Genomic DNA, 25,753 nt, shown 5'->3' with positions numbered 1-25,753 from the left:
CCCCGCGAGAAACGTTTTGCCCGCGACGGAAAGGGCGGCATGGTCCGCCGTGCAAGTAACAAAAAACGTCAAAAGTGCAGCTCTGTAACGTATCTCCGACGCTGCATACGGTGCAACGGATGTTCCACGGCGGCGACCACCCGCGAGGGCGCGAGCCGGCAAATACATGACGACTGATTTATTTTTCCTGGTGTGGGGCCTGGCAACGGCCCTGGCGCTGCCTTTGTTGCTGCCGTTTCACGCGCGCGGCGTGCCGGGCGTGCAGGCCTTCACGGCCGCCAACGCCCTGGCGGTGCTGTCGCTGCTGGCCTATGCCTCGTCCGGGATCATGCCGCCGGCCGCCTATGTCATGGTGTCCAACGCGGCCTGGCTGGCGGCGGTCGGCCTGGTGTACGTGGGCGTGCGGCAGTTCTTCGGCCTGCGGCCCCAGGCCCGCCGCGTGGCCGCGGCGGCCTGCTGTGCGGCCGCGGCGATGGCGCTGATGCTCTACCGCGAGGACGACCTGGTGGGGCGCATCATCCTGTTCTCGATCTATACCTGCGTGCTGATGGTGGCGACGGGCATCGTGGTGTACCGCCAACGCCGGCGCATCCAGACGCCGGGCGTGGTGCTGTACGTGCTGCTATCGATGGCGGGGCTGGCCGGGTTGCATGCCTTGCGCGCGGTCGTCTATGGCGGCGGCTGGGCGCAGGCGGCTTCGCTGCTGGATCCGGCGCCGTGGGGCCTATTCTTCATTGTCTGCGGGTCGGTGACGGTGCCGGCGTTGTTCCTGGCGTTGCTGTTGCTGATCCAGACCTGGTTGTCCGAGCAGATGCAGGTCGCGCTCACTTTCGACAGCCTGACGGGGGCTTATTCGCGCCGCAGCATCCTCGACGAGTTGGAGCGCGAGCTGCTGCGCTGCGCGCGCAGCCAGGGACGGCTGGCGGTGCTGGTGCTGGACATCGATCACTTCAAGTCGATCAACGACCGCCATGGTCATGCCACGGGCGATGCCGCGCTGCGCCACTTCGCCCATGTCGTGCCCAAGGCCGTGCGCGCCAGCGACCGCTTTGGCCGCCTGGGCGGGGAGGAATTCGTGCTGCTGATGTACGACTGCGATGCCGCCCGCGCCCTGGTGCAGGCGCAGCGGGTATGCGACGCCCTGCGCGATTCGCCGCTCTATGTGCAGGGGCAGGAGTTGCGCATGACCACCAGCGGCGGTGTCGCCACCTTCCAGCCCGGCGACAGCGCCGATGGCATCCTGGCCCGCGCCGACCTGGCCTTGTACAAGGCCAAGGAACTGGGCCGCGACCGCGTCGAGATGGCCTGGAGCGCACGGCCGCCAGGCCGCCCGCAGACGGCCCGGCAACCGGCGCAGGACGCCGTACTGGCGGCGCCCAAGGCCTCGGATTCTACGGCTTGAGGTGCTCGACGAAGAACTTTTCCATGGCCGCGTAGAACTCGAACTTGTTCTCGTCGTTGTGGAAGCCGTGGCCTTCGTTGTCCTTGACCATGTATTCCACGTCGACGCCGCGCGCCTTGAGCGCCTTGACCATCTGGTCGCTCTCGTCCTTGTTGACGCGCGGGTCCTTGGCGCCCTGGGCGATGAACAGCGGCGTCTTGATCCGGTCGGCGTGCAGCGCCGGCGAGGTGGCGGCCAGGCGGTCCTTGTCGCGCACCGGATCGCCCACCATGTCCTGCATCTTGTCCAGCATCGGCTTCCAGTAGGGCGGAATCGACTTCATGAAGGTGAACAGGTTGGACACGCCGACGTAGTCGACGGCGGCCGCGTACAGATCGGGGGTGAAAGTCACGCCGGCCAGCGTGGCGTAGCCGCCGTAGCTGGCGCCGTAGATGCCGATGCGCTTGGGGTCGGCGATGCCCTGCTTGACCAGCCATTGGACGCCGTCGGTGATGTCGTCCTGCATCTTCAGGCCCCATTGGCCGAAGCTGGCTTCCCAGAAGGCGCGGCCGTAGCCGGTGGAGCCGCGGAAGTTCATCTGCAGCACGCAGAAGCCGCGGTTGGCCAGGAACTGCACCTCGGGGTTGTAGCCCCAGCCATCGCGCGCCCACGGGCCGCCGTGCGGGTTGACGATGCACGCCAGGTTCTTGGGATCGCGCCCGGCCGGCAGCGTCAGGTAGCCGTGGATGGTCAGGCCATCGCGGCTCTGGTAGCTGATCGGCTGCACCCGCGACATGTCGGCCTCGGGGATGGCCGGGTTGATGTCGGCCAGCTTGGTGAGCGTGTCGGCGCGCGCGTCGTAGATGTAGCGCGAGCCCGGCGTGCGGTCGTTGTACGCGGCGACAATGAATTTGTCCTCGTCGCGGTTGGCGCCCTGGATGGCGAACTGGTAGCCCTCGAGCTGGGCCGACAGTTTCTTGAACAGCGTTTCGGTCTCGGCGTCGAAGAACTTGTATTGCGGCTTGTCGGTCTGGTACGAGGCCACCGTCAGCACGCGGCGCTTGCGCGAGAAGCCGGCGGCGTCCAGGTCGACCGTGTCCGGGGTGAAGATCTCGTCTTCCTGGTCCGGGCGGGCCGGGTCGATGACCACCAGCGCGAGCTTGTCGCGGCCGCGGTTGGACAGGGCGTAGAACTTCTTGTCGTCGAAGGTGAAGAAGGCCGGGCTGACGCTGGTGCGATAGTCGGTGGTGAACAGCGGACGGAATTCCGAGGCTTCGTTGTCGCGATAGAGCAGGGTGGTGTTCAGGCCGTCGCTGGTGACGGCGGCGCGCACCTTGCCGGCGTGGTCGGTCTGCCAGCCGACGATGTTGCCGGGGTTCTGCGCCACCAGCACGCCGGCGCCGGTGTGCACGTTGACGCGGTAGACGTCGAACACCTGCGGGTCGCGCTGGTTGTGACTGATGAGGATGTGGTCGGGATCGTCTTCGAGGTCGTCCTCGATGCTGGCGCGCACGCCGTCATAGGGCGTCAGGTCGGTGACTTTGCCGGTCTTGGCGTCCACCGCCAGCACGTGGAAGTTCTCATCGCCGCCGAAGTCCTTCTGGTAGAGCACCACGTCGGGGCCTTTCCAGAAGAAATTGCTGATGTCGCGGGCCGATTCGCTGGTCAGCTTGCGCGGTTCGCCCACCGGCTTGCTGCCTTCCAGGGCCTGCACATAGATGTTCATGCGCGGCGGTTTGCCGTCCACGCTGGTGGGCTGCATGAAGCCCAGGGTCTTGCCGTCGTCGGCCAGGCGGAAGAAACCGCGTTCCGGATTGCGGAAAAAGTCTTTCAGGGGGTAAGCCCGGGGGGGCTGCGCGGCGGCGCTGGCGCCCAGCGAGGCGCCGACGATGCCGGCGGCCAGGATGGTGTGTTTCATGAATGAGAGCAAGGCATACCTCCGACGATTCGCCCCGGCCGCGGGCGCTGCCGGACTACTGGTCGATAATGCCATAGCCGTGGCCGGGGTGTCGAACCGGCGGGGCCACTTATGCCGGTAGCCGGTTTGCGGGATAATCGCGGCTATCAATCTGGAGAAACACATGGTTCGGAATCTGGTCGCGGCGTCGGCGCTGGCCTTGGGCCTGGCGGGCTGCTCGCTGGGCATTTCGCAGGATGGCACGTCGCCGCACAGCGAATTCAAGGCGCCGGTCGCTTTCAAGGACGCCTATGCCACCACGGTGCGCCAGGCCAACGCGTGCCTGCGCAGCACCGATAACGCCTACCGCGTGGTGTCGAACCTGGACGAGCGCGCCCAGACCGCCGTGGTGCGGGTGCTGGCGCCGTACAGCGACAACGAAATGACCCGCGTCGACCTGAAGGCGGCCGGTCCCAAGACCACCGACACCCGCATCGTGATGTGGGGCAAGGGCACCTGGGACGCGGCGGCGATGCGTGCCATGCAGGACGCGATCGTCTACGGCATGAGTTCATGCGCCAGCTACATGCCGCTGGACCCGCGGCCGCCGGTCAAGCCGTCGCGGGACCTGCCGAGGTAGCGGCCGCCGCGCTGGCGTAGAGGCAAGGCTCAGTCACCGCCGGGACGGCGGCGGATGATCTTGAAGGTGGCGGTGGCGCGCGCCACCAGTTCGCCGTCGGCGCGGCGGATGTCGCCTTCGCAGAAGGCGATGGAGGCGCCGCGGCGCAGGCAGCGCGCCTCGATCACCAGGTCGCCGGTGCCGGGCGACAGGAAGGTGGTGTTCATGTCGATGGTGGCCATGCCTTCAGTGGCCTCGGCCGAGCCGCGCGCCGCGGCGCTCAGGGTGAAGTCGAGCACGCTCATCAGGGTGCCGCCGTGCACGTCGCCGCGGCTGTTGGTCAGGTCCTGGCGCCAGGGCAGCGAGGTGCGGGCATAGGCCGGCCCGATCTGTTCGGGCACCAGGCCCAGGAAACTCATGAAGGGAATCGCCAGGCCGAAGTACGCGCCCGGGGCGGGGGTTGCGGTTGCTGTCATGGAAGCCGATATGCGGGGTAATGAGGACTGAAGGAAATCGTGGATTTGCCGGTCATAATATCCACTTTTATGCCGCCAGCCTGCCCGGAGCCTGCGCGAGTGTCCATTTTTCCGGTGACCGTACTTTTCGCGTCCGTTGCCACGCCCTGTCGCGTTGTCCGGATACCCGTTTCTCCCCCGCCATGAGCGACGCCAGCCGCAAGATCGTACATATCGACATGGATGCCTTCTATGCGTCCGTGGAGCAGCGCGACAACCCCGAATTGCGTGGCAAGCCGGTGGTGGTGGCCTGGACCGGCCCGCGTTCGGTGGTGTGCGCGGCGTCCTATGAGGCGCGCTGCTTCGGGGTGCATTCGGCCATGTCGGCGGTGCGCGCGCAGCGGCTCTGTCCGCAGGCGGTCTATGTGCCGCCCGACTTCAACCGCTATCGCGAGGTGTCGCGCCAGATCCGCCAGATATTCGCCCGCCATACCGACCTGATCGAGCCGTTGTCGCTGGACGAGGCCTATCTGGACGTCACCGTCAACAAGCTCGGTTTGCCGTCGGCCACCGAGGTGGCGCAGGTGATCCGCCAGCAGATCCGGGCCGAGACCGGGCTGACCGCCTCGGCCGGGGTGGCGCCCAACAAGTTCCTGGCCAAGATCGCGTCCGACTGGAACAAGCCCGACGGGCAATATGTGATCCGGCCGTCGCGGGTGCTGGAGTTCCTGCAGCCGCTGCCGGTGCGCAAGGTGCCGGGCGTGGGCAAGGTGACGCAGGCGCGGCTGGAGCAACTGGGCATTCAGACCGTAGGCGACCTGGCCACGCACAGCGCGCAGGAACTGGAGCATTACTTCGGCCGCTACGGCCGGCGTTTGCATGAGCTGGCGCGCGGCATCGACGAGCGCGAGGTGCAGACCGACCAGCCGCTGCAGCAGGTGTCGGCCGAGACCACGTTTTCGGAAGATGTGAGGCTGGAGGCCATCGGCGAGGCCATCGACCGCATGGCCGACAAGGTCTGGAACCAGGCGCTCAAGAAGGGCGCGCTGGGGCGCACGGTGGTGCTCAAGCTCAAGACCGACCGCTTCCGCATCCTGACGCGCAGCCAGACCAGCCTGAATCCGCCGGCCTCGGCCGCCGAGCTGGCGGCGGTGGCCAGGCTGCTGTGCGAGCGTGTCGACCTGCCGGCGCAGACGCTGTACCGGCTGGCAGGCGTGGGCATGAGCAATTTCGCCGATCCGCGGGAGCAATCGCGCCAGCCGGATCTGTTTGGCGGGGCGTTCTGAATGCCTGCGCGGCGGCGCCCTGAGGGCGCCCCGCGCGCAAGCGCGGCAGCCCCGTCCGGCGCAGGGCGCGCCGGACGGCACGGACTCAGGCCAGCTTGGCCTTGACCTGCTGCGACAGCGCGGTCATGTCGGCGCGGCCGGCCAGCGACTGCTTGAGCAGGGCCATGACCTTGCCCATGGCGGGGGCGCCGGTGACGCCCTGGGCGGCGACTTCGGCCAGCGCCGCGTCGATGGCGGCGGCCACTTCCTCGGGCGTGGCGGCTTGCGGCAGGAATTCCTGCAGCACGACCAGTTCGGCCTTTTCCTGCTCGGCCGTCTCGGTGCGGCCGGCCTGTTCGAACGCGGCGATGGACTCGCGGCGCTGCTTGACCTGTTTTTCGATGATGGCGGTGATTTCGGCGTCGGTCAGGTCGCGGCGTTCGTCCACTTCCTTCTGCTTCACGGCGGCCAGCAGGAAGCGCAGGGTGGCCAGACGCTCGCTGGCCTTGGCGCGCATGGCGTCCTTGACGGCGTCGGAGAGGCGGGTCTTGAGCGTAGTGGTGCTCATGGGGGAACCTTTGTGGTGTTGCGTCAAACGGGCAGTGTAACCGTGGCAGGGCCCGCCGGGGGCGGCCGTCCCGGGACGGCAATCCGGGAGCGGCCATCGTGGCGCCGGCCAGCCGGCGGCCGTGGCGGCCAGGCTTATTTGACGATGCTCAGATCGCCGCGCAGCGCCACGCCGGCCACCATGGCGCCGGCATGGCATTCGTAGTCGGTCTTGCTGCGGTATTCATTCTTGCGGTAGTAGCTGACGATGTTGGTGACCGCGTTGGCGCCGGCCTTCTTGGCGGCCTCATGCAGGGCGATCACCGCCGATTGCGCCGCCCACAGGCAGGCGTCGGCGTCCTTCTTGGCGAAGGCGTTGGTCTTGCGGTTGGTGACCGCGCCGGCTTCCAGCACCTTGCCCTTGGGGCCGGTGCCCGCCAGGTAGAACTTGACGCTGCCGTCGATCTTGCCGGCGGCCTGGGCGGCGTCGATGGCCGGCTGCAGCGGCAGGAAGACGGTGCGGTCCGCGGCCAGCGCCGGCGTGGCGCAGGCGAGCGACAGGGCCAGGGCGCCAAACAGCTTGGAGTAGACGTTCATGGAGTGCGTTCCAGGTGAGGGGTTGAGAGAAAGCGTCAAGGCCAGCGGCGGAACACCAGCGAGGTGTTGATGCCGCCAAAGGCGAAGTTGTTGTTCATGACATATTCGTGGCTCATGCGGCGGCCTTCGCGCAGGTAGTCCAGCTCACCGCAGCGCGGATCGACGTGTCGCAGGTTGAGCGTGGGGGCGTACCAGTCGCCGCGCAGCATCTCGATGCTGAACCACGACTCCAGCACCCCGCAGGCGCCCAGCGTGTGGCCCAGGAAGCTCTTCTGCGAACTGATCGGCATGCGGTTGCCGAACAGGCTGTGGGTGGCCTGGGTTTCGGCAATGTCGCCTTGCTCGGTGGCGGTGCCATGACCGTTGACGTAGCCGATGGCCTCGGGCGGCAGGCCGGCGTCGGCCAGCGCCATTTCCATGGCGATGCGCATGGTGCGCGCCTCGGGGCGGGTGATGTGGGTGCCATCGGAATTGCTGCCGAAGCCGACGATCTCGGCGTGGATGTGGGCGCCGCGCGCCTGCGCGTGTTCCAGCGATTCCAGCACCAGCATGCCGCCGCCTTCGCCGATCACCAGGCCGTCGCGGTCGCGGTCGTACGGGCGTGGCGTCAGCTCGGGCGTGTCGTTCTTCTGGCTGGTGGCGTACAGGGCGTCGAACACCAGCGCCTCGCTGGGGCACAGTTCCTCGGCGCCGCCGGCCAGCATCAGGGCCTGGCGGCCGTAGCGGATGGCCTCGTAGGCATAGCCGATGCCCTGGCTGCCCGAGGTGCAGGCGCTGGAGGTGGGGATGATGCGGCCCTTCAGCTCGAAGAAGATGCCGACGTTGGCCGCGGTGGTGTGCGGCATCATGCGCACGTAGGAATTGGCGTTGAGGTCGTCCGTGACGCCGTTGAGCAGCATGTTGCCGAAGGCGCGGATCTCGGCGGTGCTGCCCACCGACGAACCGCAGGCCACGCCCATGCGGCCGTCGGTGATGCTGGGGTCGCCCAGCAGGCCGGCATCCTGCAGCGCCAGCTCGGCGGCGCGCACGCTCAGTTGCGAGACGCGGCCCATGCTGCGCAATTGCTTGCGGGTCCAGTGCGCCGGTACGCGGAAATCCTCGATCGGCCCGGCCAGGCGCGTATTCAGTTCCCGGTAGCGCGACCAGTCGGGCATGACGCGGATGGCGCTGCGGCCATCCTCGAAGGCCTGGCGGATGGTGGCCCAGTCGGTGCCGAGCGCGCTGATGCCGGCCATGCCGGTGATGACGACGCGTTGCATCAGCACAGCCCTCCGTTGACCGCGATGACCTGGCGCGTGATGTAGGCGGCGCCGGGCGACATCAGGAAGGCGACGGTGGCCGCCACTTCCTCGGGGCGGCCCATGCGCTGGGCCGGGATGGCCTTGAGGATTTCCTCGACCGGCACGTGTTCGTCGATCATGTCGGTGTCGATCAGGCCGGGCGCCACGCAGTTGACGGTGATCTGGCGCTTGGCCAGTTCCACTGCCAGGGCCTTGGCGGCGCCGATCAGGCCGGCCTTGGAGGCGCTGTAGTTGACCTGGCCGCGGTTGCCGACCAGGCCCGAGACCGACGCCATGCAGACCACGCGGCCAGGGGCGCGGCGCCGGATCATGGGCATCGCCAGCGGGCTGAGCACGTTGTAGAAACCGTCCAGGTTGGTGCGCAGGACCTGGTCCCAGTCATCGCCGGTGAGGGCGGGAAAGGCGCCGTCGCGGGTCAGGCCGGCGTTGAGCACGACGCCGTAGTAGGCGCCGTGGGCATCGACGTCGGCCTGCAGCACGGCGGCGCATTGGGCGCGGTCGGCCACGTCGAACTGCAGCACGCGGGCCTGGCGGCCGCGGGCGGCGATAGCGGCCTGCACGGCCTCGGCCTGGTCGCGCTGCCGGCGGCAGTGCAGCACCAGGTCATGGCCGGCGTCGGCCAGGGCCAGCGCGATGGCGCGGCCAATGCCGCGGCTCGAGCCGGTGACGAGAATGGGGGCGGCGGTCATTGGGGCGAGTCTTCCTGGATGAAAACGTTGGGGTCCTTGGGTTGGTAGACGTTGAGCCGGGCGCTCGCCAATGGGCGAGCGCTATCGCGCAGTTCGCATTCGAATACGCTCATGCCGCTGTCGTCGATGAACCCGCGTTGCACGTGGATGGTCAGGGTGGCGCCGGCCGGCAGTGTGTCGACCTGGCAGTCGTAGCGGCGCGTGCCCAGCAAGAAACCGAGCTTGACCTCGGCGCCGGCCAGGCGCGCCTGGCAGCCGGCCCAGGCGCCGATGGCCTGGGCCATCAGTTCCAGGCCGAGCCAGGGCGGCAGCGCGCCGTCGGGCAGGGAGTAAGGGCCGGGCCGTACCACGGCGCGCGCGGTCAGACTGTCGGCGTCGTGCGCCAACACCTCATCCAGCAGGATCATGTCGCCGGCGTGCGGCAGCAGGCTGGCGATGGGCCAGGGCGTCGTCATGTTGCCGCTCCCAGGATCAGGCTGGCGTTGTTGCCGCCGAACGCGAACGAATTGCTCATGGCGATGCGGCGCCGGCCCGCCGGGTAGCGGTGCGCCGCGGTGCTGAAAGCCAGCGCCGGCAGCGCCGGGTCGGGCTGGCCGTCCCAGACGTGCGGCAGCAGGCGGCCGTCGGCGTTGGCCGGGGCCAGGGTGATCCAGGCCAGCGCGGCTTCGAGCGCGCCGGCCGCGCCCAGCGCGTGGCCGGTCAGCGGCTTGGTCGAGGCGCACGGCACGCCTTGTGGGAACAGCGCGTGCACGGCCAGGCTTTCCATGGCGTCGTTGTGCGCGGTGCCGGTGCCGTGCAGGTTGATCCAGCCGATGTCGGCGGGCGCCAGGCCAGCGGACCGCAGGGCGGCGCGCATGGCCTGCAGGGCGCCGGCGCCGCCCGGTTCGGGTGCGGACATGTGCCAGGCATCGGAACTGGCGCCACCGCCCAGCAGGGCGACCTCGGCGCCATCGGCGCGGTCGCGCTGCATCAGGAACAGTACGCCCGCCTCGCCGATGTTGATGCCGCGGCGGTTGGCGGAAAATGGCAGGCAGAGCGCGTCGTCCACGGCCTCCAGCGTGGCAAAGCCGTTGATGGTGAGCCGGCACAGCGTGTCGGCGCCGCCGCAGACCACCGCATCGCACAGGCCCAGCGCCAGCAGGCGGCGCGCGGACAGCAAGGCGCGGGCGCTGGAGGTGCAGGCGGTGGACAGGGTGTAGGCCGGCCCGGTCGCGCCGAGCCAGTCGGCCAGGAATGCCGCCGGCGAAGACAGGGCCTGGCGCCGGTAGTCGTAGCCGTCGGGCCAGGTGCCGTGCGTGGCCAGGTCGCGGAAGGCCGGCGCGTTGTCGTTCACGCCCGACGTGCTGGTGCCCAGCACCACCGCCACGCGGTGGGCGCCATGGCGGGCGATGGCGCCGCGCAGCAGGGGTTCGATCTGGCGCGCGGCGGCCAGCAGCAGTTGGTTGTTGCGGCTGTGGTGGCGCGCGGCAAGGGTGTCGGGGATGGCCGGCAGCGGGTCGGCGACGGCGCCCAGCGTGAGCGCGCGGTCCGTCACCCAGCCCGGCAGGCGGCGCATGCCGCCGGTGTCGCCGGCGAAGGCGGCCGCGGCGACGGCATCGATGCCGGCGCCGAGCGCGCAGACTACGCCGGGGCGGCTCAGCCAGGAGGTCGTCATGGTTGTTCCTTGAGTGGCGCGATGCGCCACAGCGTGCCGCGGGCGTCGCGGATTTCGAGAGTGCCGTCCGGCTGGCCGGCGGGCCAGCGCACGCGCCAGCGCGGCTGGCCCGCCTGCAGCAATTCGCGTTCGGCCGAGCCGTCGGCGGCGCGGCTGGCGCGCCAGGCGCCAGCGCCGTAGGCGGCATCCAGCCCGGCTTCGGGGGTCCAGGCGAATACCAGCGCGGCAAACAGGTCACGCGCCTGGCCGTTGGGCCGCAAAAAGCCGTCGTTGCGCCAGCGGCCGTCCTCGAGCATCTGACGTGCCTGCGGCACGCCCATCGGATCGAACAGCGACCAGCGCGTGGCGGCGGCTTCGCGCTGTACGACCAGCAGCGTGTCCTGCGCGGGTTGGCCGGGGCTGGCCTGGATCACGTGCAATTGGCGCGGCAGCGCGAACGCGACGGGCTGGGCGGGCACCGGCGGCGCGCCGGCGCAACCGGCCAGCAGGGCCAGCGCCAGTGCGGCGCCGGCGGCGCGCAGGGCAGGGAACGGGCGGAAAGCGGGCAGCATCGGCGAATCCGTCAGGCCGGTTGCGGCGCGGCGCCCGGCGCGCGGCACAGTTCGCTCAGCATGCGCAGGCGGCGCTGCGGACTGGCGACGAACGGGTTGTCGGTGTCCCAGGCGTAGCCGGCCAGGATCGAACTGATCATGCGGCGGATTTCCGGCTGCGCGTTCTGAAAGAAAACCACATCCTGGAATTCGCCGCTGTACCAGCCCTGCACGTAGGCGCGGAAGGTCTCCACGCCCACCATCAGCGGATCGGCGAAGGCGCTTTGCCAGTCGACCGCTTCGCCGCCGAGTTGCCGGTGCAGCGCGTCGGCCGCCAGCTTGGACGAGCGCAGCGCAATGGTGACGCCGGACGAGAACACCGGGTCGAGGAACTCGGCGGCGTTGCCCAGCAGCGCGTAGCCCGGCCCATGCAGCCGCGTGACGCTGGCGGCGTAGCCGCCGATGGTGTTGGCTGGCGTGTCCCAGATGGCGTGGCGCAGTATCCGCTTGAGGTTGGGGGCGGCATCGGCCAGGGCGCGCAGGGTGGCCATCAGGTCTTCGTCGGGACCACTGAGCAGGTCCTGCCCGCCGACCACGCCGAACGAGCTGCGGCCATCGGAGAACGGGATCAGCCAGTACCAGATGCCGCGTTGCTCGGGATGCACACTGATCAGGATCTTGTCGCGGTCGAAGCCGGCGTCGTCGATGCGGTCCTCGATATGGGTGAAGATGGCCTTGCGCGGCGGCATCGATGACGGCCGTTCCAGGTCGAGCAGGCGCGCCAGCACGCGGCCATAGCCGCTGGCGTCCAGCACGAACCTGGCGCGCACCTGGCTGGGCTGGCCCTGCGGGCCGCGCACCGTGAGCAAGGGGCCGTCGCCGGTGAAATCGGCGGCGATGACTTCCTGCTGGTAGCGCACCTGCACCCCCTGGCGCGCGGCGTCGTCGGCCAGCACCTTGTCAAAGTGGGCGCGCTGCACCTGGAAGGTGGTGCCGGGGCCGGGGCTGAACTTGTCCCGGAAGTCGAAGTGGGTGTATTGGTCGCCGCGGGCGAAGGCCGCGCCATTCTTGGTCTGGAAGCCGGCCGCCTGCAGCGCCGGCATCATGCCGGCTTCTTCGATGAATTCCAGGCAATGGGCCAGCAGGCTCTCGCCGATCGAGAAGCGCGGGAATTGCTGACGCTCCAGCACCAGCACGTCATGGCCCTGGCGCTTGAGCAACGCGGCGGCCACGGCCCCGGCGGGGCCTGCCCCGATGACAACGACTTCCCGATACTCCATGCTCGATACTTCCTCGAATGATCAATCGCAAGACAAGAACTCAGGCCTGGCGCGGCGGCCGGATCCAGGGCGCCCACAGCAGGGAAAAGCCCACGCCCAGCGCCACCGCCATGCCGAAGTTGGCGATGGCCGGCGTGTGGCTGGCGGCCAGCAGGCCGAAAGACAGCAGGGTGGTGAGCGCGCCCAGCACGATGCCCACCAGGCTGGCCGCCGCGCCGGCGACCCGCTCGTACATGAAGATGGCGTAGTCCACGCCGATGGCCGACACCAGCAGCAGACCGAACAGGCTGAACAGCGTCAGCGGCTGACCCAGGTAGCCCAGCGCCGCCAGGCTGCATGCGGTGGCCGCCAGCGGCACCGCCAGGATGCGCCAGGCGGCCGCGCGCCCCAATGTCAGGCACAACAGCGCGGCGGCCACGATGTACGACAGCAGCTTGAGTTCGGCGGCCTCGATGCGGGTGGCGGTAAACATGCGGTTCAATTCGCCGCTGCGATCCACCAGCGTGACGCCGGGCGCGGTTTGCGCAATGGCGGCCAACGCAGCGGGATCGCGCAGGCCCTGCAGCGTGATCATGCCGGCCGCTTCGCCGTCGTGCTGGCCCAGCCACAGGCCACGCCAGCGCTCGCCGGCCTGCCCCTGCACGGCGGCGTCGATGGTGACCGCGGGCAGCACCGCCAGCGCCAGCAATTCGCGCCGCAGCGCGTCGAAAGGCACGCCGATGTCGGTGAGGGCGCGCCAGGCCGCGGGCCGCGTGGCCAGGTCGCCAAGCGCGGCGGCCAGGTCACGCTGGTCGGCCTGCGGCGTCACGCGTTGGCTCAGGGCGTCATAGGTTTGCAGCGTGCCCGCCGCGACCAGCGTGTCCAGGGCTTGGCTGACGCGCGCCTGGCGGCGCAGCAGTTCGTCCGCGTCGGGCGCGCGCACCAGGAAGAACTGGCTGGTCGGCGTGATGCCGGTGATCTCGCCGATCTGGCGCGCCTGCTGCAGCAGCGCCGTCGGCAGGCTGAGCCATTGGCGCAGGTCGTCCTGGACGTTGAGCCGGCCGATGCCGCCGACGGTGATGGCCGCCAGCAGCAGGCCGCCGATGCCCAGGGCCAGGCGGCGGTCTGCCAGCCGCTCGCGCGCGCGCAGCGCGGCCTCGGCGCAGCGCAGCAGCGGCGGCCAGGGGCGCGGATGGAAGCGCGCCATCCAGGCCGGCAACTGGCACACGGTGCAGGCATAGGCGGCGAGCAGGCCGGCGGCGGAAAACACCGCCGTCTGCGTCAGGGCGGGAAAGGGCGTGAACGCCAGCGCGACATAGCCGACCAGGCTGGCGGCCAGGCTGATGGTCAGGCCGGGCAGCACGCGGCGCAGGGCGGGCCAGGCACGCCAGTCGGGCATGCCGTAGCTCTTGCCCAGCCAATGCAGGGGGAAGTCGACCGCGACGCCGATCAGGCTGGCGCCGATCACCAGCGTCAACACATGGATGGACCCGAACACCGCGACGCAGGCGACCGTGCCGGCCAGCAGGCCGACGGCCACCGGCGCCAGCGCCAGCAGGGCGCGCCAGCGGCGCAGCGCCAGCAGCAACACCAGGACGATGCCGGCCATCGCGAGGCCGCCGATCCAGCCGCTTTCGGCCACCGCCTGACTGCGGCCCGCGGCGGCGTAGAGCGGGCCGCCCGCCACCAGCAGGTCGGCGCCGATGGCCGCCAGGGCGGGGCGGTCGCTGGCGATCTGGGCGGCGATGCGTGCCGGCGCGGCGCTGTCGAATGCGTCGTCGCGCGTGGTGGCGCGCACCAGCACCCAGGCGCGGCCGTCGTGCTCGGCCAGCAGCGTGCCGCTGTCCAGGTCATACCGCACGGCGCCGCCGGGACGCAGCGCCTGCTCGGCCAGCCGGGCCAGGCCCAGCAGGTCCTGGTCGACCGGCACTACGCCGGACGAGGAGAATGGATCGACCAGCTCGCGCGCGCGGCGCTGCGCGTAGGCGGCGGGATCGGCCAGCAATTGCCGGCGCTGCGCCGCCGGCAGCAAGGCCAGGCGATTGGCCAGCAGGCGGGCGCGCAGATCGGCCAGGTCGATGCCGATATCGACCTGCACCTTCGCAAACAGGCCGCTGAGCTGCCAGCGCTGCGCCAACTGGCGCGCGGCGGCCGCGCTGTCGCCGCCGGCCGGGGCCGCGACCAGTGCGATCAGTTGGCGGCTGAGCGGCTCCTGGACCCGGGCCTCGGCCAATTGCCGGGTGGCGTCGGCGCGCGCCTGCGGCACCAGTTCCATCAGGTTGGCCGATACCGGCCAGCCATCGCGGCACTGCCAGGCGCCCAGGCCCAACAACAGCAGCAGCCCGAGCTTGAACAAGCGCGGCAGCCAGCGTTCAATCGGCGAAGGCACGTTGCTCCTCCGGCGTCAGCGCGTCGGCCGCGGCGGCGTCGGTCATCTGCAGCACGCTGCGGTCGCCCTGGACTTCGCGCATTTCGATGCGGTCGACCAGCTTGCCGCCATTGATCTGGATGTTCTCGAAGATCTGGCGCAGCAGCACCGAACGCGGCAGCAGGGTCAGTTGCCAGGCCTCGGGGCCGCCCGACAGGCTCAGGTCGAAGTTCGCGCGCAGGCCGCTGGTGTCGCCTGCCAGCACCGCCAGGAACAGACGGTTCTCGCGGCCGGCGCCGGTGTGTTGCGGCAGCGCCTGCCAGGCGCCGCCGGGGCCGCGGCGGGCGATGCCGTCGGCGCTGATGCGCAGATCCTGGGCGATGGGGCTGCGCAGCAGCCACAGCAGGCCGTGGCCGGCGGCCAGGGTGAAATCGCCGCGGCTGGTCAGCGGTTGCGGCAGCGAGCGCAGGAATTTCTGCTGCACGAAATGGCCGCGCACGATCGGCGCGGCGCGCAGCTGCTGTTGCAGGTCGTCGAGGTCGAAGGCCCGCGCGCTCCAGGGCAGGATGGCCAGGGCCAGGCAGATCAGCAGGCGTTTCATGCGGCCGTCTCCGCGGCGCCGAGCTTGCGCCGCACCGCGTCCAGCAGGACGGGCGGCGAGGCCAGTTGCATTTCGCGGGTCTGCATGCAGACCGCCACCTGCACCGAACTGGCGCGCGTCAGGCGCTGGCCGCTGGCGGCCTCGCTGATGAGGTAGTTGATCTTGAGGCGGTTTTCCCATTCCACCAATTCGGCCCGCACCAGCAGGCGCTGGCCGAACTGCGCCGCCTGCGCGTAGCGCAGTTGCAGGTCGATCACCGGCCAGACGTAGCCGCTGGCGCGCATCGCGTCATAGCCGTAGCCCAGGCTGTCGAGCAGCGCGCAGCGGGCTTCCTCCAGATATTTGACATAGTGGCCGTGCCAGACGACGTTGATGGAATCGACGTCGTAGAAGGGCACGCGGATCTCGACTTGCGCGCCAAGCGCGCCGCGTTTACGCATCGTCTTTCCAGAAAGGGTAGAAGTTGAACCATTGCAGCGGCGCCTGGCGGCAATGCGCGCCGAGGCGGTCGGCATAGCGCTGGGTCCAGAGCGCGATCTGCGCCTGGCGCGTGGCGCGGCTCCATTCGATGGCGTCGCTCAGGCGCGCTATCGAGACGCGGTAGCGCGCGCCCTGGCGGGTGCAGAACAGCAGGTTGACCGGGCAGCGCAGCAGGCCCGCCAGCAGCCACGGTCCTTGCGGCAACAGGGCGGGTTCGCCCAGCAACGCGACTTCGGTGCTGCGGTCGCCCTTGAGCGGCACGCGGTCGCCGGCAATGGCCAGCCATTCGCCGCGCTCCAGGCGCTGGGCCAGGTCGAGCATGACCCCGGCATCCAGTTCGCTGACCTGGATCATGCGCAGGCCACCGCCGGCCTCCTCGAGCAGGCGGCCGAACTGTGCGGCGTGCTTGGTGTGCACCAGCACGTTCAGCCTGAGCAGGCCGGATTGCTCGGCCAGGGCGCGGCAGACCTCGATATTGCCCAGGTGCGAGCCCACCAGAATCTGGCCGCGGCCGCTGCCCATCTGCCGGTGCAGGCCGTCGGGGTCGTCGATGTCCAGGTCCGCCAGCGTGATCTTGCCCTGCCAGACGTCGAGCTTGTCCAGCAACGCCTGCGCGAATGCCAGGTACTGGCGGTAGACCGGAAACGAGCGCGGCAGCGGGGCGGCCAGGCCGCCGGCGCGCGCCAGCCGGCGCTGGTAGGCGCCGATGGCGCGCCGGGCGCGCGGGCCGGACACATAGAAATACAGCACCACCAGCCAGACCACTGGCGCCACCGCGCGGCGGCCGACGCGGCGCGCGGCCCAGGCGGTCAGGCGCAGCAACAGGGGGCTGCCGCGCTCGGGCTGGTCGGCCCAGTGCGAGTCGGCCGCGCTCATGGCCGGGTACCCGCGCTGAGGCGGCGCAGCAGCAGCGCCGGCGAGCGCGCCAGCATGCCGAAGAACAGGCGCGCGTGCATGCGGCTGATCAGCAGGTTGTCGCGCAGCGCCTTGAAATGCGAGACGCCGCCTTCCGGGTAGACCACGCGCGTGGGCAGCCAGGCCATGGGCACGCCGCGCCAGTGCAGGCGCACCAGGACGGCGATGTCGAAGTCCATGCGCTGGCCCACTTGGGTGGCGTCGATCACCCGCAGCACCGGTGCGAGCGGATAGACGCGAAAGCCGCACATGGCATCCGGGATGTCGAGCGACAGCGTGTTGATCCAGACCCACACGCGCGTCAGCCAGCGGCCGTAGAGGCGGCTGCGCGGCACGTCGTCGCCGTATAGCGGCGCGCCGCAGATGACCGCCTCGGGCCGCGCCCGCGAGGCCTGCGCGAAAGCGGCGGCATCGTCCAGCGCGTGCTGGCCGTCGGCGTCGATCTGCAGCGCATGGCTGTAGCCCAGGCCGCGCGCGGCGCGCAGGCCATCCTGCACCGCCGCGCCCTTGCCGCCGTTGGCGGCGCGGCGCACCAGATGCGTGTGCGGCAATGCGGCCAGCGTGTCGAGCACGGCGGCGCAATCGGCGGCCGAGCCGTCGTCGACCAGCACGCAGGGCAGGCCCAGCGCCGCCAGCCGGGCATGCACCGCGGCCACGGTGGCGCCGTGGTTGTAGACGGGGATGACCGCGCAGAGCTTATGCGGCGCCATCGTGGTCTCCGTGCGGCACGCGGCCGGACGAGCAGGGCGCGTCCCCGAGGGTGTAGCTGAAATACAGTTTGCGCTTGCCGGCATCCCAGCGCAGCGCCAGTTCGGCCACGTCGCCGGGGCGCAGCAGCCGCTGGAACTTCAGCGCCTCCATGCCGGCAAAGCGCAGGGCCGGCAGCAGGTCGCGTTGCGCCAGCGCCAGCGCCCAGCCGATCTGTGCCACGCCGGGTACCACCGGCGCAGTGGGGAAATGGCCGCCGAAGTAGGCCAGGTCGCAGGGGATTTCCACGCGGTAGCGGCGCTCGCTGGCGCTGGCGGCCGGCAGCGGCTCGGCCATGGGCTGCACCGGACGCGGACCGGCGGCCGTTTCGAAATCGGCCTGGGTCATCTTGCCCTGGCTGTTCCAGGGCAACTGGCGCGACAGCCGCCAGCCGCGCGGGATCGCCAGCGACTCGAAGCCGGCCGCCAGGTGCTGGCGCAGCGCATCGACCACGGCGCGCCGGCCCTGGTTGCGCAGCGCGTGCAGGCCCGTGGCATTCAGCGCCACCAGCGCGGTCAGGCGGGTGGCGCCAGCGGCGCGGCCGACGCGGGCCTCGGCCACGTAGGCATGGCGCGCCAGCGCCTGTTCCAACATGGGCAGGGCGATACGCTTTTCCTCGATCTTGACGATGCGGTCCTGCCGGCCCAGCAACTGGAAGCGGCCGCCGCACAGTTCGGCGCCGTCGGCGGTCTGCGCGTCGGCGGCCTCGACCCAGGGCGAATCCACGCGCAGCGCGCCATGCCCGTCCAGGCCGACCGCCACGCCGGGCAGGGGCTGCCACAGGTCCGCGCCGCTGCGCCAGGCCACGGCGCCGGTCTCGGAGCTGCCGTAGATCTCGGTGGGGCGCAGGCCGAGGTGGCGCGCGATGTCGTCGGACACCTCGGGCGGCAGCGCGCCGCCCGATGAAAAGACGCGGCCGAGCCTGCCGCGCAGTTGCGCCCAGTCGAGCCGGTCGCCCAGGCGGCGCAGCAGCGCCGGGCTGGCGATCCAGGTGAAGGCCGGATGGCGCAGGCTGGCCTGCTGCAGGTCCTCGGGGTAGAGCCGCTGGCGTCGGTCGAACGGACGCCCGGCGCACAGCGGCCACAGCACCCGGAACGGCAGGCCGTACATGTGCTGGGCCGAGACGCTGCCGAGCACGGGGCCGGCGGCGTCCGGCCATTGCGCTTGCAGCGCCTGCACTTCGCGCGCCAGTTGGCCCCAGCGCTTGGCGATGTGCTTGGGCGTGCCGCTGGAGCCGGAAGTGCACAGCACCAGCGCCTGTTCCGGATCGAGCGTCGCGGGCGCCAGCGGCGGCGCATCGCGCAGCGCGTCCAGCCGCCAGCGCGGGCGGGGGGTGGGTGGCAGGTCGGTGTCGGTGAGCCAGGCGTCGATGTCGGCGTCGAGCAGGGCGCAGGTGTCGGGGCGCGCGTCGCCCGGCAGGATCGCGGTCACGCCGGCGCGCCAGCAGGCGCACAGGGCGATGGCGAGGGCGGCGGCGTCGTCGAACCACAGCGCGACCCGTTGCGTGGCGCGCGCCTGCAGCGCGCCGGCGGTGGCCAGGCAATGTGCGGCGAAATCGGCGTGCGTGAGCGCGGGGTCGACGGCAACGGGCGCGTCGTCGGCGCCGGGGGCACGCGGCAATAGCAGGTGCGTCAGGTCGGTCCAGGTCACTGCTCAGGCCGCCTTTGCCGCGGCCGGCCGCAGCAGCCATTCGCCCGCCATCAATACGCCCATCAGCAGGTAGCTGATGGCGCCGTTGTAGGCGGTCCACCAGTTCCAGGGGCCCCAGGCGGCCAGCGCTGCGGCGATGGCGCCGTTGATGGCGAAGAAGCCGCACCACACGCGTGTGACGAGGCGCGTATAGCGCACGCCGGCGGCCGGCAGGTCGGGATGGCGCAGGCGCGCCAACTGTTCGATGACGGGCCGGCCGCGATACAGGCTGGCGCCGAAGATGGCCAGCAGCATGGCGTTGACCATCACGGGATACCAGCGCAGCCAGTCGCTCGAATTGGACACCGCCAGCACCAGGCAGAACGCTACCGCGGTCAGCGGCAGCAGGCGCGCGCCGGGCTGACCGTCGCGGCCGGCCAGCCCGCGCGCCAGCCACAGCACGGCCAGCGGCAGCGCCAGCCAGGCCGCGCTGACCCGCCCCAGCGTCGCGTACACGACGAAGGGATAGGCCAGGCCGGCCACGGCCAGCGCGGGCGCCAGGCCGCGTTTCATGCGCCGGCGTCCTGCTGCTTCTGGCACATGGCCTGCACCACGTCCTCGACGGTGCGCACGCTGCGGAAATCGTTGGCGTCGAGCTTGCGGCCGGTCTGGCGGCGCACGTGGTCGATCAGGTCGATGGCGTCGATGCTGTCGATTTCCAGATCGGTGTACAGGTTGGCCTCGGGGGTGATGCGTTCGGGTTCGATCTCGAACAATTCGCTCAGGGTGTCGCGCAGCGTGTTGAAGATTTCATCGCGGGTCTGCATGGTCAACTCCATTGCCTCAGTTGCGGCGCTGGGCCGCGACGAATCCGGCCAGGTTGGCGATGCTGGCGAAGTGCTCGCGCATGTTGCGCGTCTCGGGGTCGATGGTGATGCCGTAGCGCTTTTGCAGCGCCAGCCCCAGTTCAAGCGCATCGACCGAGTCCAGGCCCAGTCCGTCGCCGAACAGGCTGGCCTCGCGGTCGATGTCGTCGGGGGTGATGTCTTCCAGCCCCAGGGATTCGATGACGAGCGTCTTGAGCTCAGTTTCCAGTTGATTCATCCAGCGTGGACTCCACTTGCGGCGCGCATCGCGCGTGTTCGTTGTCGGGCCCGGCGACGGGCCCCGGGGCGCCGGCCGCCGCATCTCGCGTCAGCTCGGCATCGAAATAGGCATGCAGGTAATCGTTCATCTTGCGGCCGGCGATCGGCAGCGGGTGCGCATTGGACCACGTCGCCGGGTCGATGTCCGCGCCGACCTCGATGACGTAGCGCATGCGGCAGGGCGGAATGCGGTACCAGGGCTCGCCCTTGGTCAGGCTGCGCGGGTTCATGCGGATGACCACCGGGGTCACCATGCGCGCGCCGCGCAGCGCGATGGCGCAGGCGCCGCGGTGAAAGCGCGGCATGCTGTCGGGCGGCGTGCGCGTGCCTTCCGGGAACACGATCAGCGTTTCGCCATTGCGCAGCACGTCGGCGGCGCGGTCGAACATGTCGAAGCTCTCGTCGTTGGTGATGTAGCCGGCGTTGCTGACCGGCCCGCGCGTGAACGGATTGCGGGCCAGGCCGTGCTTGACGATGCAGTTGGCGTTCTTGACGTGGCCCACCAGGAACACCACGTCCAGCAGCGACGGGTGGTTGGCCAGGATCATCTGGCCGGGCCGGCCCAGGCGCTCGGCGCCCTTGAAGTCCACCGTCAGGATGCCGACGCGCACCATGAAGCGGATGAAGAAACGGAAGGTGCCGTTCAGCGCCCAGCGGGCACGCCGCTGGCGGTCGGCGGCGTTACCCGGGATCAGGCGCTGGGGCGGAAACACCAGCAGGCGCAGCAGCAGGCCGCCGACACCGAACATGGTGAAGGCCATGCCGGTGGCGACCAGGCGCCATAGCCAGAAGTCCTGGCGGGCCTGGGGGGCGGCAGGGGTGGGGCTGGTGGGCGTCATGCCGTGCGGGTCCAGAGCCAGTGGCGGGCGGGGTTGGCGTGCCGCCAGCTGGGGGTTTGCAGATGGAGGTGGCGCAGCAGGTTGAGCGCGTGCGGCCAGGGCGGCGGGGCGGCGTCGGCGCACGGCGCGGCTTCGAGCCGCCAGTCGGTGCCGGCGCGCAGGCGGAAAGCCGCCGCATAGGAAAAGGGCACGTCGTCGATCCAGCGCGAGTAGGGCGCGGGAGGCCGTTCCTCGGCCAGTACCACCAGGACGTTGTCGTGGCCTTCGGCCAGCAGCAGGCCGGCTTCGATGAAGGCGTGTTCCAATCCGTCGTCCTCGGCCGAGAGCGCGACGGATTCGGTGGTTTCACGGCGTATGATCGACCACTGCCCGGCAATGGCGTTGTGCACCGACAGGCCGAACGCGGTGGGCGACAGCGCCTCGCCGGCCGCCAAGGCCTGCAGCAGGCCGAAGTTGCGCGTGGTTTCGCCATGGCGCGACGCGAACACCAGCGGCATCGGGGGGTGATCGTGAGCGACCGGCCAAGCGCATTCGAACGCGGCGCGCGCCAGCGGACTGAGGCGGCGACGCTGCATCGGGGGCAGGAATTCGAGGCGCGGCGGGCTGGGTTCTCCAACGGGACAATAAGGATGTTCAGCCCAGTGCAACCAGCTGCTCGTGTCTTGCATACCCGATGTCCAACCCTGCCATTGCGCAATGGAGAAGGTCAGCATAGCGCGCGATCTTACACCGATCGCAAATCTGTTAATTGTTTTTGGGCGTTACCAAAGCCGTAAAAACGCCTGATATTTTACATTCTGTCTTGATAAATTGTTACGTAGTTGCATGGAATTTCAGGAACTTTCCTTGTGGTGGGCTGACAAAGGCGCCGCCGAGCGCTATCGGCCGGAGCTGCTCTCGCCTGAAGATGCGCGCCGCGCCGCGGCCTTGCGCTCGGCCAGGGCGCGCGACGACTGGCGGGTCAGCCGCGCGCTGCTGCAACGTGTGCGGGCGGACCAGATGAACGGGGCCTGCGCCCTGTCCCTCAGCCATAGTGGCGGCCATGCCCTGTGCGCGCGGGCGCCGGCCGGCTGGGAGGTGGGCGTGGATCTGGAACGGCTGCGGCCGCGCGATACCGCCGCGTTGGCCGCCTGGGTCTGCGATGGCGCCGAGCGCGTCTGGTTGGCCCGGGCCGCAGCGCAACGGCGGCTGGAGCGCTTTTACCTGCTCTGGACCCTCAAGGAAGCCTTCGTCAAGGCGGCCGGACTGGATTTTCCGGCCGACATGGCATCGGTCGGCCTGACGCCGGGGGCGGCGGGCCGGCTGCTGTTGCGTCCGCCGCCGGGGCGCTGGCAGGCGAGCGCGTGGGCGCTCGGGGAAGACTGGGTGATGGCGGCGGTGTGGCGCGGCCCGGACGCGGCGCGGGGGCGGATCGACTGGCGCGCGGTGGCGCCCGGCGCCTGGCCGACACGCCGGCTGCTGGGTCAATGGACGGGGCGCGGCGGCTGAGGGCGGGGCGGGTTTTGTGCAACGCATTTAAACATGTATTATTAATGCATGTTTAAAAAGGAGGCCTGGCAACGGTGCCGGCGCCCTCCGCAGCGCAAGGAGCAGTCGATGTTGAGCCCGCAAATCCGCGACCTGGTCAAAGCCACGGCGCCGGTCCTGAAAACCCATGGCGTGGCCCTGACCCGTCATTTCTATGCCCGCATGTTCGAAAGCAACCCGGAACTCAGGCATGTGTTCAACCAGGGCCACCAAGCGGGCGGTGAGCAGCAGCAGGCCCTGGCCGGCGCGGTCGCGGCCTACGCCGAACACATCGACGACCCCTCGGTGCTGGCGCCGGTGGTGGCGCGCATCGTCCACAAGCACGTCAGCCTGGGCATCCGTCCCGAGCATTACCCCATTGTCGGCAAGCATCTGCTGGCCTCGATCCGCGAGGTGCTGGGCGCGGCCGCGACCGACGCGCTGGTGGACGCCTGGGCCGCCGCCTACGGCCAACTGGCTGACATGCTGATCGCCGAAGAGGCGCGGCTGTATGCCGATTCGGCCGCCAAGCCGGGCGGCTGGACCGGCTGGCGCGCCTTCCGTGTGGTCGGCAAGCAGCCCGAAAGCGCCGAGATCACCTCGTTCTACCTGGCGCCGGCCGATGGCGGCGCGGTGCCGGCCTATCGTCCCGGTCAGTATGTGTCGGTGCGCGTGTACGTGCCCGAACTGGGCCTGATGCAGCCGCGCCAGTACAGCCTGTCGGACGCGCCGGGCCAGGACCGGCTGCGGATTTCGGTCAAGCGCGAGGCGGCGGGCGCGCAGGGTCCGGCCGGCCGTGTCTCCAACGCCCTGCACGATTGCCTGCAGGAGGGCGGGGTGCTGGACGTGGCGCCGCCGCAGGGCGATTTCCACCTGCGCGACGGCGCCGCGCCCGTGGTGCTGCTCAGCGGCGGAGTCGGGCTGACCCCCATGGTCTCCATCCTGAACCATCTGGTGGCGACCGACGATCCGCGCCAGATCCGCTTCGTGCATGGCTGTCGCAACCACGCGGTCCATGCCATGAAAGACCACGTCAACGCCATTGCCGCGGTGCGCGCCAATGTGCGCAAGGCGGTGTTCTACGAAGAGGTCGGGCCGGGCGACCAGCGCGGCCGCGATTACGACCACGCCGGCCGGGTGGACCTGTGCGCCATCCGCGAGCAGGCGCTGGTGCCGGGCGCCGACTACTACCTGTGCGGCCCGGCCGGTTTCATGCGCGCCCAGCGCCAGGCGCTGGCCGATCTGGGCGTGGCCGCGGACCGCATCCATGCCGAGGCGTTCGGCAGTGGCGGGGCGCCGGCCTGAGCGGTGTATCCTGGCGGCCTGTTCCTTCCCGGGGCGCCGGGGATTTTTCCAGCCCGACCATGCAACTGACCCGATTCACCGACTTCGGCCTGCGCGTCCTGATGTACCTGACGCAATGCCGCGACCGGCCCGCGGCGGTCACCATTCCGGAGATCGCCACGCGCTTCGACCTGTCGCGCAACCACCTGGTCAAGGTGGTGCATTTCATGTCGCAGCGCGGTTGGGTCAGCACGGCGCGAGGCAAGGGCGGGGGCCTGGCGCTGGCGCGCCCGGCCGCCGAATACCGCTTGGGCGACCTGGTGCGCGAGCTGGAGCAGCAAGGGCCGCTGATCGATTGCCAAGAGCCGCCCTGTGCGCTGGACGGCGCCTGCCGCCTGGCGGGCGTGCTGGCGCAGACCCTGCAGGCGTTCTACGACGCGCTCAACGGCTACTCCCTGGCCGATCTGGTGCGCGATCCCACTGCCGCCGCCCTCATCAAGCTGCACCGCGCCGCCTGAGAGCGCCGCCGGCCGTTTTTTGCGGGGCACGCGCGCGGGGCCATGAGGCCGGGTTATGGGTGCTGGGGGTTTGGTGATTTGCGGTCATCCGTCCCCCGCTTCAGAATAAGACCGTTGCCATTTTCTTATTTGGATGCAGGATATGCGCGTGTGCGTAATCGGGGCAGGGGTCGTCGGCGTGACCTCTGCTTACTTCCTGGCACGCCAGGGCCATGACGTCGTGCTGGTCGACAGCCACGCCCATCCGGCCGAAGTGTCGAGCTATGCCAATGGCGGCCAGCTCAGCTACAGCTATGTCGCGCCGCTGGCCGGGCCTGGCGTGCTGTCGAGTGTGCCGGGCTGGCTGCTGCGCGAGGACTCGCCGTTGCGTTTCCGGCCGCGGCTGGATCCGCACCAGTGGCGCTGGTGCCTGCGCTTCGCTTTGGCCTGCCGGGCGTCGGTGGCGCGCGAATCCACTGCGCAGTTGCAGGCGCTGTCGTTCCTCAGCCGCGATGCGATGCACGCGCTGCTGGAGCAGGAAAACCTGGAATTCGGCCACCTCAAGAATGGCAAGCTGATCGCCTACCGCAGCGCGGCCTTGCTGGACAAGGCGCGGGCCCTGGTTGCCTACCAGGCGGCCCATGGCGCCGAGCAGCAGGTGCTGGACGCCGCCCAGACACTGGCGCGCGAACCGGCCCTGGCCGGCATGGGCGCCAGCCTGGCCGGCGCCATCTACACCCCGAGCGAAGAGGCGGGCGATTGCCGCCAGTTCACGCTGGCGCTGTTCGAGCGCCTGCGCGGGCTGCCCAATGTGCAGTGCGCCATGTCCAATCCGGTGTCGGGTTTGCAGCGCGAGGGGCGCCGCATCGTCGCGGTGCATGCGCGCGATGGCGATATCGGCGCCGATGCGGTGGTGCTGGCCACCGGCATCGGCACGCGGGCGCTGTTGCGGCCGCTGGGCCACGACGTGCCGCTCTATCCGCTCAAGGGCTACAGTCTGACCGTGCCGCTGACCGAGGACGACACCGTGGCGCCACGCATCAGCGTCACCGACTATGAGCGCCGCATCGTTTACGCGCGCGTCGGCGGCGTGTTGCGGATCGCCGCCATGGTCGATATCGGCAGCGCCGACGCCGGGATCGATCCGACCCGCATCGCGTTGCTCAAGCGGCAGGTGCGCGAGGCCTTTCCGGCGCTGGACCTGGAGTCCGCGATTCCCTGGGCCGGATTGCGCCCGGCCACGCCCACCGGCAAGCCATTGATCGGACGCAGCCCGGCGGCCGACAACCTGTGGCTCAACATCGGCCAGGGCGCGCTCGGTTTCACCTTGGCCTGTGGCAGCGCCGCGTTGCTGACGGCGCAGATGGCCGGCGTGCAGGCGCCGCTGGACGCGCTGCCGTTCCGGCCCTGAGGGCGGCGTGCGGGTGGTGCCCATTTCGCGATAGTCCTTGCCTTTTCATCGGGAGACGGGCGCGGGGACGCTCAATAGGATAGCGGCCATCCGCTGCCCGCGCATCGCGCGGGACGGATGGCCGATTCCCTTTCCGCG

The 25,753-nt window shown here is 70.1% G+C and carries 28 protein-coding genes; 7 read left to right on the top strand and 21 right to left on the bottom strand.

All coding sequences use genetic code 11. The annotated features are described in order from the left end of the window. Positions 1-166: 166 nt before the first annotated feature. Entirely contained in the window at positions 167-1,402 is a 1,236-nt protein-coding gene (locus K2W61_RS25915; RefSeq protein WP_175131702.1) for a GGDEF domain-containing protein, read from the top strand. Here the strand turns inward: K2W61_RS25915 and K2W61_RS25910 are convergent. Next, positions 1,392-3,299: a S9 family peptidase gene (locus tag K2W61_RS25910; RefSeq protein WP_419761621.1), complete on the bottom strand. Its 1,908-nt coding sequence runs from the start codon at positions 3,297-3,299 to the stop codon at positions 1,392-1,394. The two genes, K2W61_RS25915 and K2W61_RS25910, sit on opposite strands and share 11 nt — an antisense overlap. 163 nt (positions 3,300-3,462) lie before the next feature. Here K2W61_RS25910 and K2W61_RS25905 point away from each other — a divergent pair, with 163 nt between their 5' ends. Then, positions 3,463-3,918, top strand: coding sequence for a BPTD_2524 family lipoprotein (locus tag K2W61_RS25905; RefSeq protein ID WP_175131704.1), 456 nt, complete (start codon positions 3,463-3,465; stop codon positions 3,916-3,918). 29 nt (positions 3,919-3,947) lie between these two features. On the opposite strand, the gene K2W61_RS25900 is transcribed toward K2W61_RS25905, so the two are convergent. Next, positions 3,948-4,373: a PaaI family thioesterase gene (locus K2W61_RS25900; protein ID WP_175131705.1), complete on the bottom strand. Its 426-nt coding sequence runs from the start codon at positions 4,371-4,373 to the stop codon at positions 3,948-3,950. 182 nt (positions 4,374-4,555) lie between these two features. Between K2W61_RS25900 and dinB the strand changes: the two genes are divergently transcribed. Further along, the gene (gene dinB / locus K2W61_RS25895; RefSeq protein WP_236756832.1) at positions 4,556-5,638 is read left to right on the top strand and encodes a DNA polymerase IV; all 1,083 of its coding nucleotides are present in this window, start codon (positions 4,556-4,558) and stop codon (positions 5,636-5,638) included. A gap of 85 nt (positions 5,639-5,723) precedes the next feature. On the opposite strand, the gene K2W61_RS25890 is transcribed toward dinB, so the two are convergent. From K2W61_RS25890 to K2W61_RS25800, 19 genes are all read right to left on the bottom strand, one after another. After that, positions 5,724-6,185 (bottom strand): GatB/YqeY domain-containing protein, encoded by a 462-nt coding sequence (locus K2W61_RS25890; RefSeq protein WP_175131707.1) that lies wholly within the window; start codon positions 6,183-6,185, stop codon positions 5,724-5,726. 134 nt (positions 6,186-6,319) lie between these two features. After that, positions 6,320-6,760 (bottom strand): excinuclease, encoded by a 441-nt coding sequence (locus tag K2W61_RS25885; RefSeq protein ID WP_236756831.1) that lies wholly within the window; start codon positions 6,758-6,760, stop codon positions 6,320-6,322. A gap of 35 nt (positions 6,761-6,795) precedes the next feature. After that, positions 6,796-8,019, bottom strand: coding sequence for a beta-ketoacyl-ACP synthase (locus K2W61_RS25880; RefSeq protein ID WP_236756830.1), 1,224 nt, complete (start codon positions 8,017-8,019; stop codon positions 6,796-6,798). Beyond that, the gene (gene fabG, locus K2W61_RS25875; RefSeq protein ID WP_236756829.1) at positions 8,019-8,750 is read right to left on the bottom strand and encodes a 3-oxoacyl-ACP reductase FabG; all 732 of its coding nucleotides are present in this window, start codon (positions 8,748-8,750) and stop codon (positions 8,019-8,021) included. Before fabG ends, K2W61_RS25880 begins: the two co-directional genes overlap by 1 nt. Next, positions 8,747-9,205, bottom strand: coding sequence for a hotdog family protein (locus K2W61_RS25870; RefSeq protein ID WP_175131711.1), 459 nt, complete (start codon positions 9,203-9,205; stop codon positions 8,747-8,749). The genes fabG and K2W61_RS25870 overlap by 4 nt, the downstream gene beginning before the upstream one ends. After that, positions 9,202-10,404: a beta-ketoacyl-ACP synthase gene (locus K2W61_RS25865; RefSeq protein WP_236756828.1), complete on the bottom strand. Its 1,203-nt coding sequence runs from the start codon at positions 10,402-10,404 to the stop codon at positions 9,202-9,204. The genes K2W61_RS25870 and K2W61_RS25865 overlap by 4 nt, the downstream gene beginning before the upstream one ends. Then, the gene (locus K2W61_RS25860) at positions 10,401-10,955 is read right to left on the bottom strand and encodes a hypothetical protein (RefSeq protein ID WP_236756827.1); all 555 of its coding nucleotides are present in this window, start codon (positions 10,953-10,955) and stop codon (positions 10,401-10,403) included. The genes K2W61_RS25865 and K2W61_RS25860 overlap by 4 nt, the downstream gene beginning before the upstream one ends. A gap of 11 nt (positions 10,956-10,966) precedes the next feature. Next, on the bottom strand, positions 10,967-12,214 hold the full coding sequence (locus tag K2W61_RS25855) for an NAD(P)/FAD-dependent oxidoreductase (RefSeq protein WP_175131714.1): 1,248 nt from the start codon (positions 12,212-12,214) through the stop codon (positions 10,967-10,969). Between the two features lie 40 nt (positions 12,215-12,254). Continuing rightward, positions 12,255-14,582, bottom strand: coding sequence for an MMPL family transporter (locus K2W61_RS25850; RefSeq protein WP_236756826.1), 2,328 nt, complete (start codon positions 14,580-14,582; stop codon positions 12,255-12,257). After that, entirely contained in the window at positions 14,566-15,162 is a 597-nt protein-coding gene (locus K2W61_RS25845) for an outer membrane lipoprotein carrier protein LolA (RefSeq protein WP_236756825.1), read from the bottom strand. Before K2W61_RS25845 ends, K2W61_RS25850 begins: the two co-directional genes overlap by 17 nt. Then, positions 15,159-15,602, bottom strand: coding sequence for an acyl-CoA thioesterase (locus tag K2W61_RS25840; RefSeq protein WP_236756824.1), 444 nt, complete (start codon positions 15,600-15,602; stop codon positions 15,159-15,161). Before K2W61_RS25840 ends, K2W61_RS25845 begins: the two co-directional genes overlap by 4 nt. Beyond that, positions 15,595-16,518 carry an LpxL/LpxP family acyltransferase gene (locus tag K2W61_RS25835; RefSeq protein WP_175131718.1) on the bottom strand — a complete coding sequence of 308 codons (924 nt, stop codon included), beginning with the start codon at positions 16,516-16,518 and terminating at the stop codon, positions 15,595-15,597. The genes K2W61_RS25840 and K2W61_RS25835 overlap by 8 nt, the downstream gene beginning before the upstream one ends. Beyond that, the gene (locus tag K2W61_RS25830) at positions 16,515-17,267 is read right to left on the bottom strand and encodes a glycosyltransferase family 2 protein (RefSeq protein WP_175131719.1); all 753 of its coding nucleotides are present in this window, start codon (positions 17,265-17,267) and stop codon (positions 16,515-16,517) included. The genes K2W61_RS25835 and K2W61_RS25830 overlap by 4 nt, the downstream gene beginning before the upstream one ends. After that, positions 17,254-18,954: an ApeI family dehydratase gene (locus K2W61_RS25825; protein WP_236756823.1), complete on the bottom strand. Its 1,701-nt coding sequence runs from the start codon at positions 18,952-18,954 to the stop codon at positions 17,254-17,256. Before K2W61_RS25825 ends, K2W61_RS25830 begins: the two co-directional genes overlap by 14 nt. A 3-nt stretch (positions 18,955-18,957) precedes the next feature. Then, positions 18,958-19,506, bottom strand: coding sequence for a COG4648 family protein (locus K2W61_RS25820; RefSeq protein ID WP_236756822.1), 549 nt, complete (start codon positions 19,504-19,506; stop codon positions 18,958-18,960). Next, positions 19,503-19,760, bottom strand: a complete 258-nt coding sequence (locus K2W61_RS25815) for an acyl carrier protein (protein WP_049077956.1) — start codon at positions 19,758-19,760, stop codon at positions 19,503-19,505. Before K2W61_RS25815 ends, K2W61_RS25820 begins: the two co-directional genes overlap by 4 nt. Positions 19,761-19,776: 16 nt before the next feature. Further along, on the bottom strand, positions 19,777-20,037 hold the full coding sequence (locus tag K2W61_RS25810) for a phosphopantetheine-binding protein (RefSeq protein ID WP_175131722.1): 261 nt from the start codon (positions 20,035-20,037) through the stop codon (positions 19,777-19,779). Continuing rightward, a complete protein-coding gene (locus tag K2W61_RS25805) occupies positions 20,018-20,917 on the bottom strand; it encodes a lysophospholipid acyltransferase family protein (protein ID WP_175131723.1) in 900 nt (299 codons plus the stop codon). The genes K2W61_RS25810 and K2W61_RS25805 overlap by 20 nt, the downstream gene beginning before the upstream one ends. Continuing rightward, positions 20,914-21,585 carry a beta-ketoacyl synthase chain length factor gene (locus tag K2W61_RS25800; RefSeq protein WP_236756821.1) on the bottom strand — a complete coding sequence of 224 codons (672 nt, stop codon included), beginning with the start codon at positions 21,583-21,585 and terminating at the stop codon, positions 20,914-20,916. The genes K2W61_RS25805 and K2W61_RS25800 overlap by 4 nt, the downstream gene beginning before the upstream one ends. Before the next feature lie 178 nt (positions 21,586-21,763). Here K2W61_RS25800 and K2W61_RS25795 point away from each other — a divergent pair, with 178 nt between their 5' ends. From K2W61_RS25795 to K2W61_RS25780, 4 genes are all read left to right on the top strand, one after another. Further along, complete coding sequence (locus K2W61_RS25795) at positions 21,764-22,405, top strand: 4'-phosphopantetheinyl transferase family protein (protein WP_236756820.1); 642 nt, start codon at positions 21,764-21,766, stop codon at positions 22,403-22,405. A gap of 108 nt (positions 22,406-22,513) precedes the next feature. Further along, complete coding sequence (gene hmpA / locus K2W61_RS25790; protein ID WP_175131726.1) at positions 22,514-23,728, top strand: NO-inducible flavohemoprotein; 1,215 nt, start codon at positions 22,514-22,516, stop codon at positions 23,726-23,728. Between the two features lie 59 nt (positions 23,729-23,787). Further along, positions 23,788-24,225 carry an Rrf2 family transcriptional regulator gene (locus K2W61_RS25785; RefSeq protein WP_236756819.1) on the top strand — a complete coding sequence of 146 codons (438 nt, stop codon included), beginning with the start codon at positions 23,788-23,790 and terminating at the stop codon, positions 24,223-24,225. A gap of 142 nt (positions 24,226-24,367) precedes the next feature. Beyond that, positions 24,368-25,615, top strand: coding sequence for a D-amino acid dehydrogenase (locus K2W61_RS25780; RefSeq protein ID WP_175131728.1), 1,248 nt, complete (start codon positions 24,368-24,370; stop codon positions 25,613-25,615). Positions 25,616-25,753 lie beyond the last annotated feature (138 nt).

The sequence above is a fragment of the Achromobacter pulmonis genome (assembly GCF_021733725.1).
Lineage (GTDB): Bacteria > Pseudomonadota > Gammaproteobacteria > Burkholderiales > Burkholderiaceae_B > Achromobacter > Achromobacter pulmonis.
This window is presented reverse-complemented; position numbering and strand designations above follow the sequence as displayed.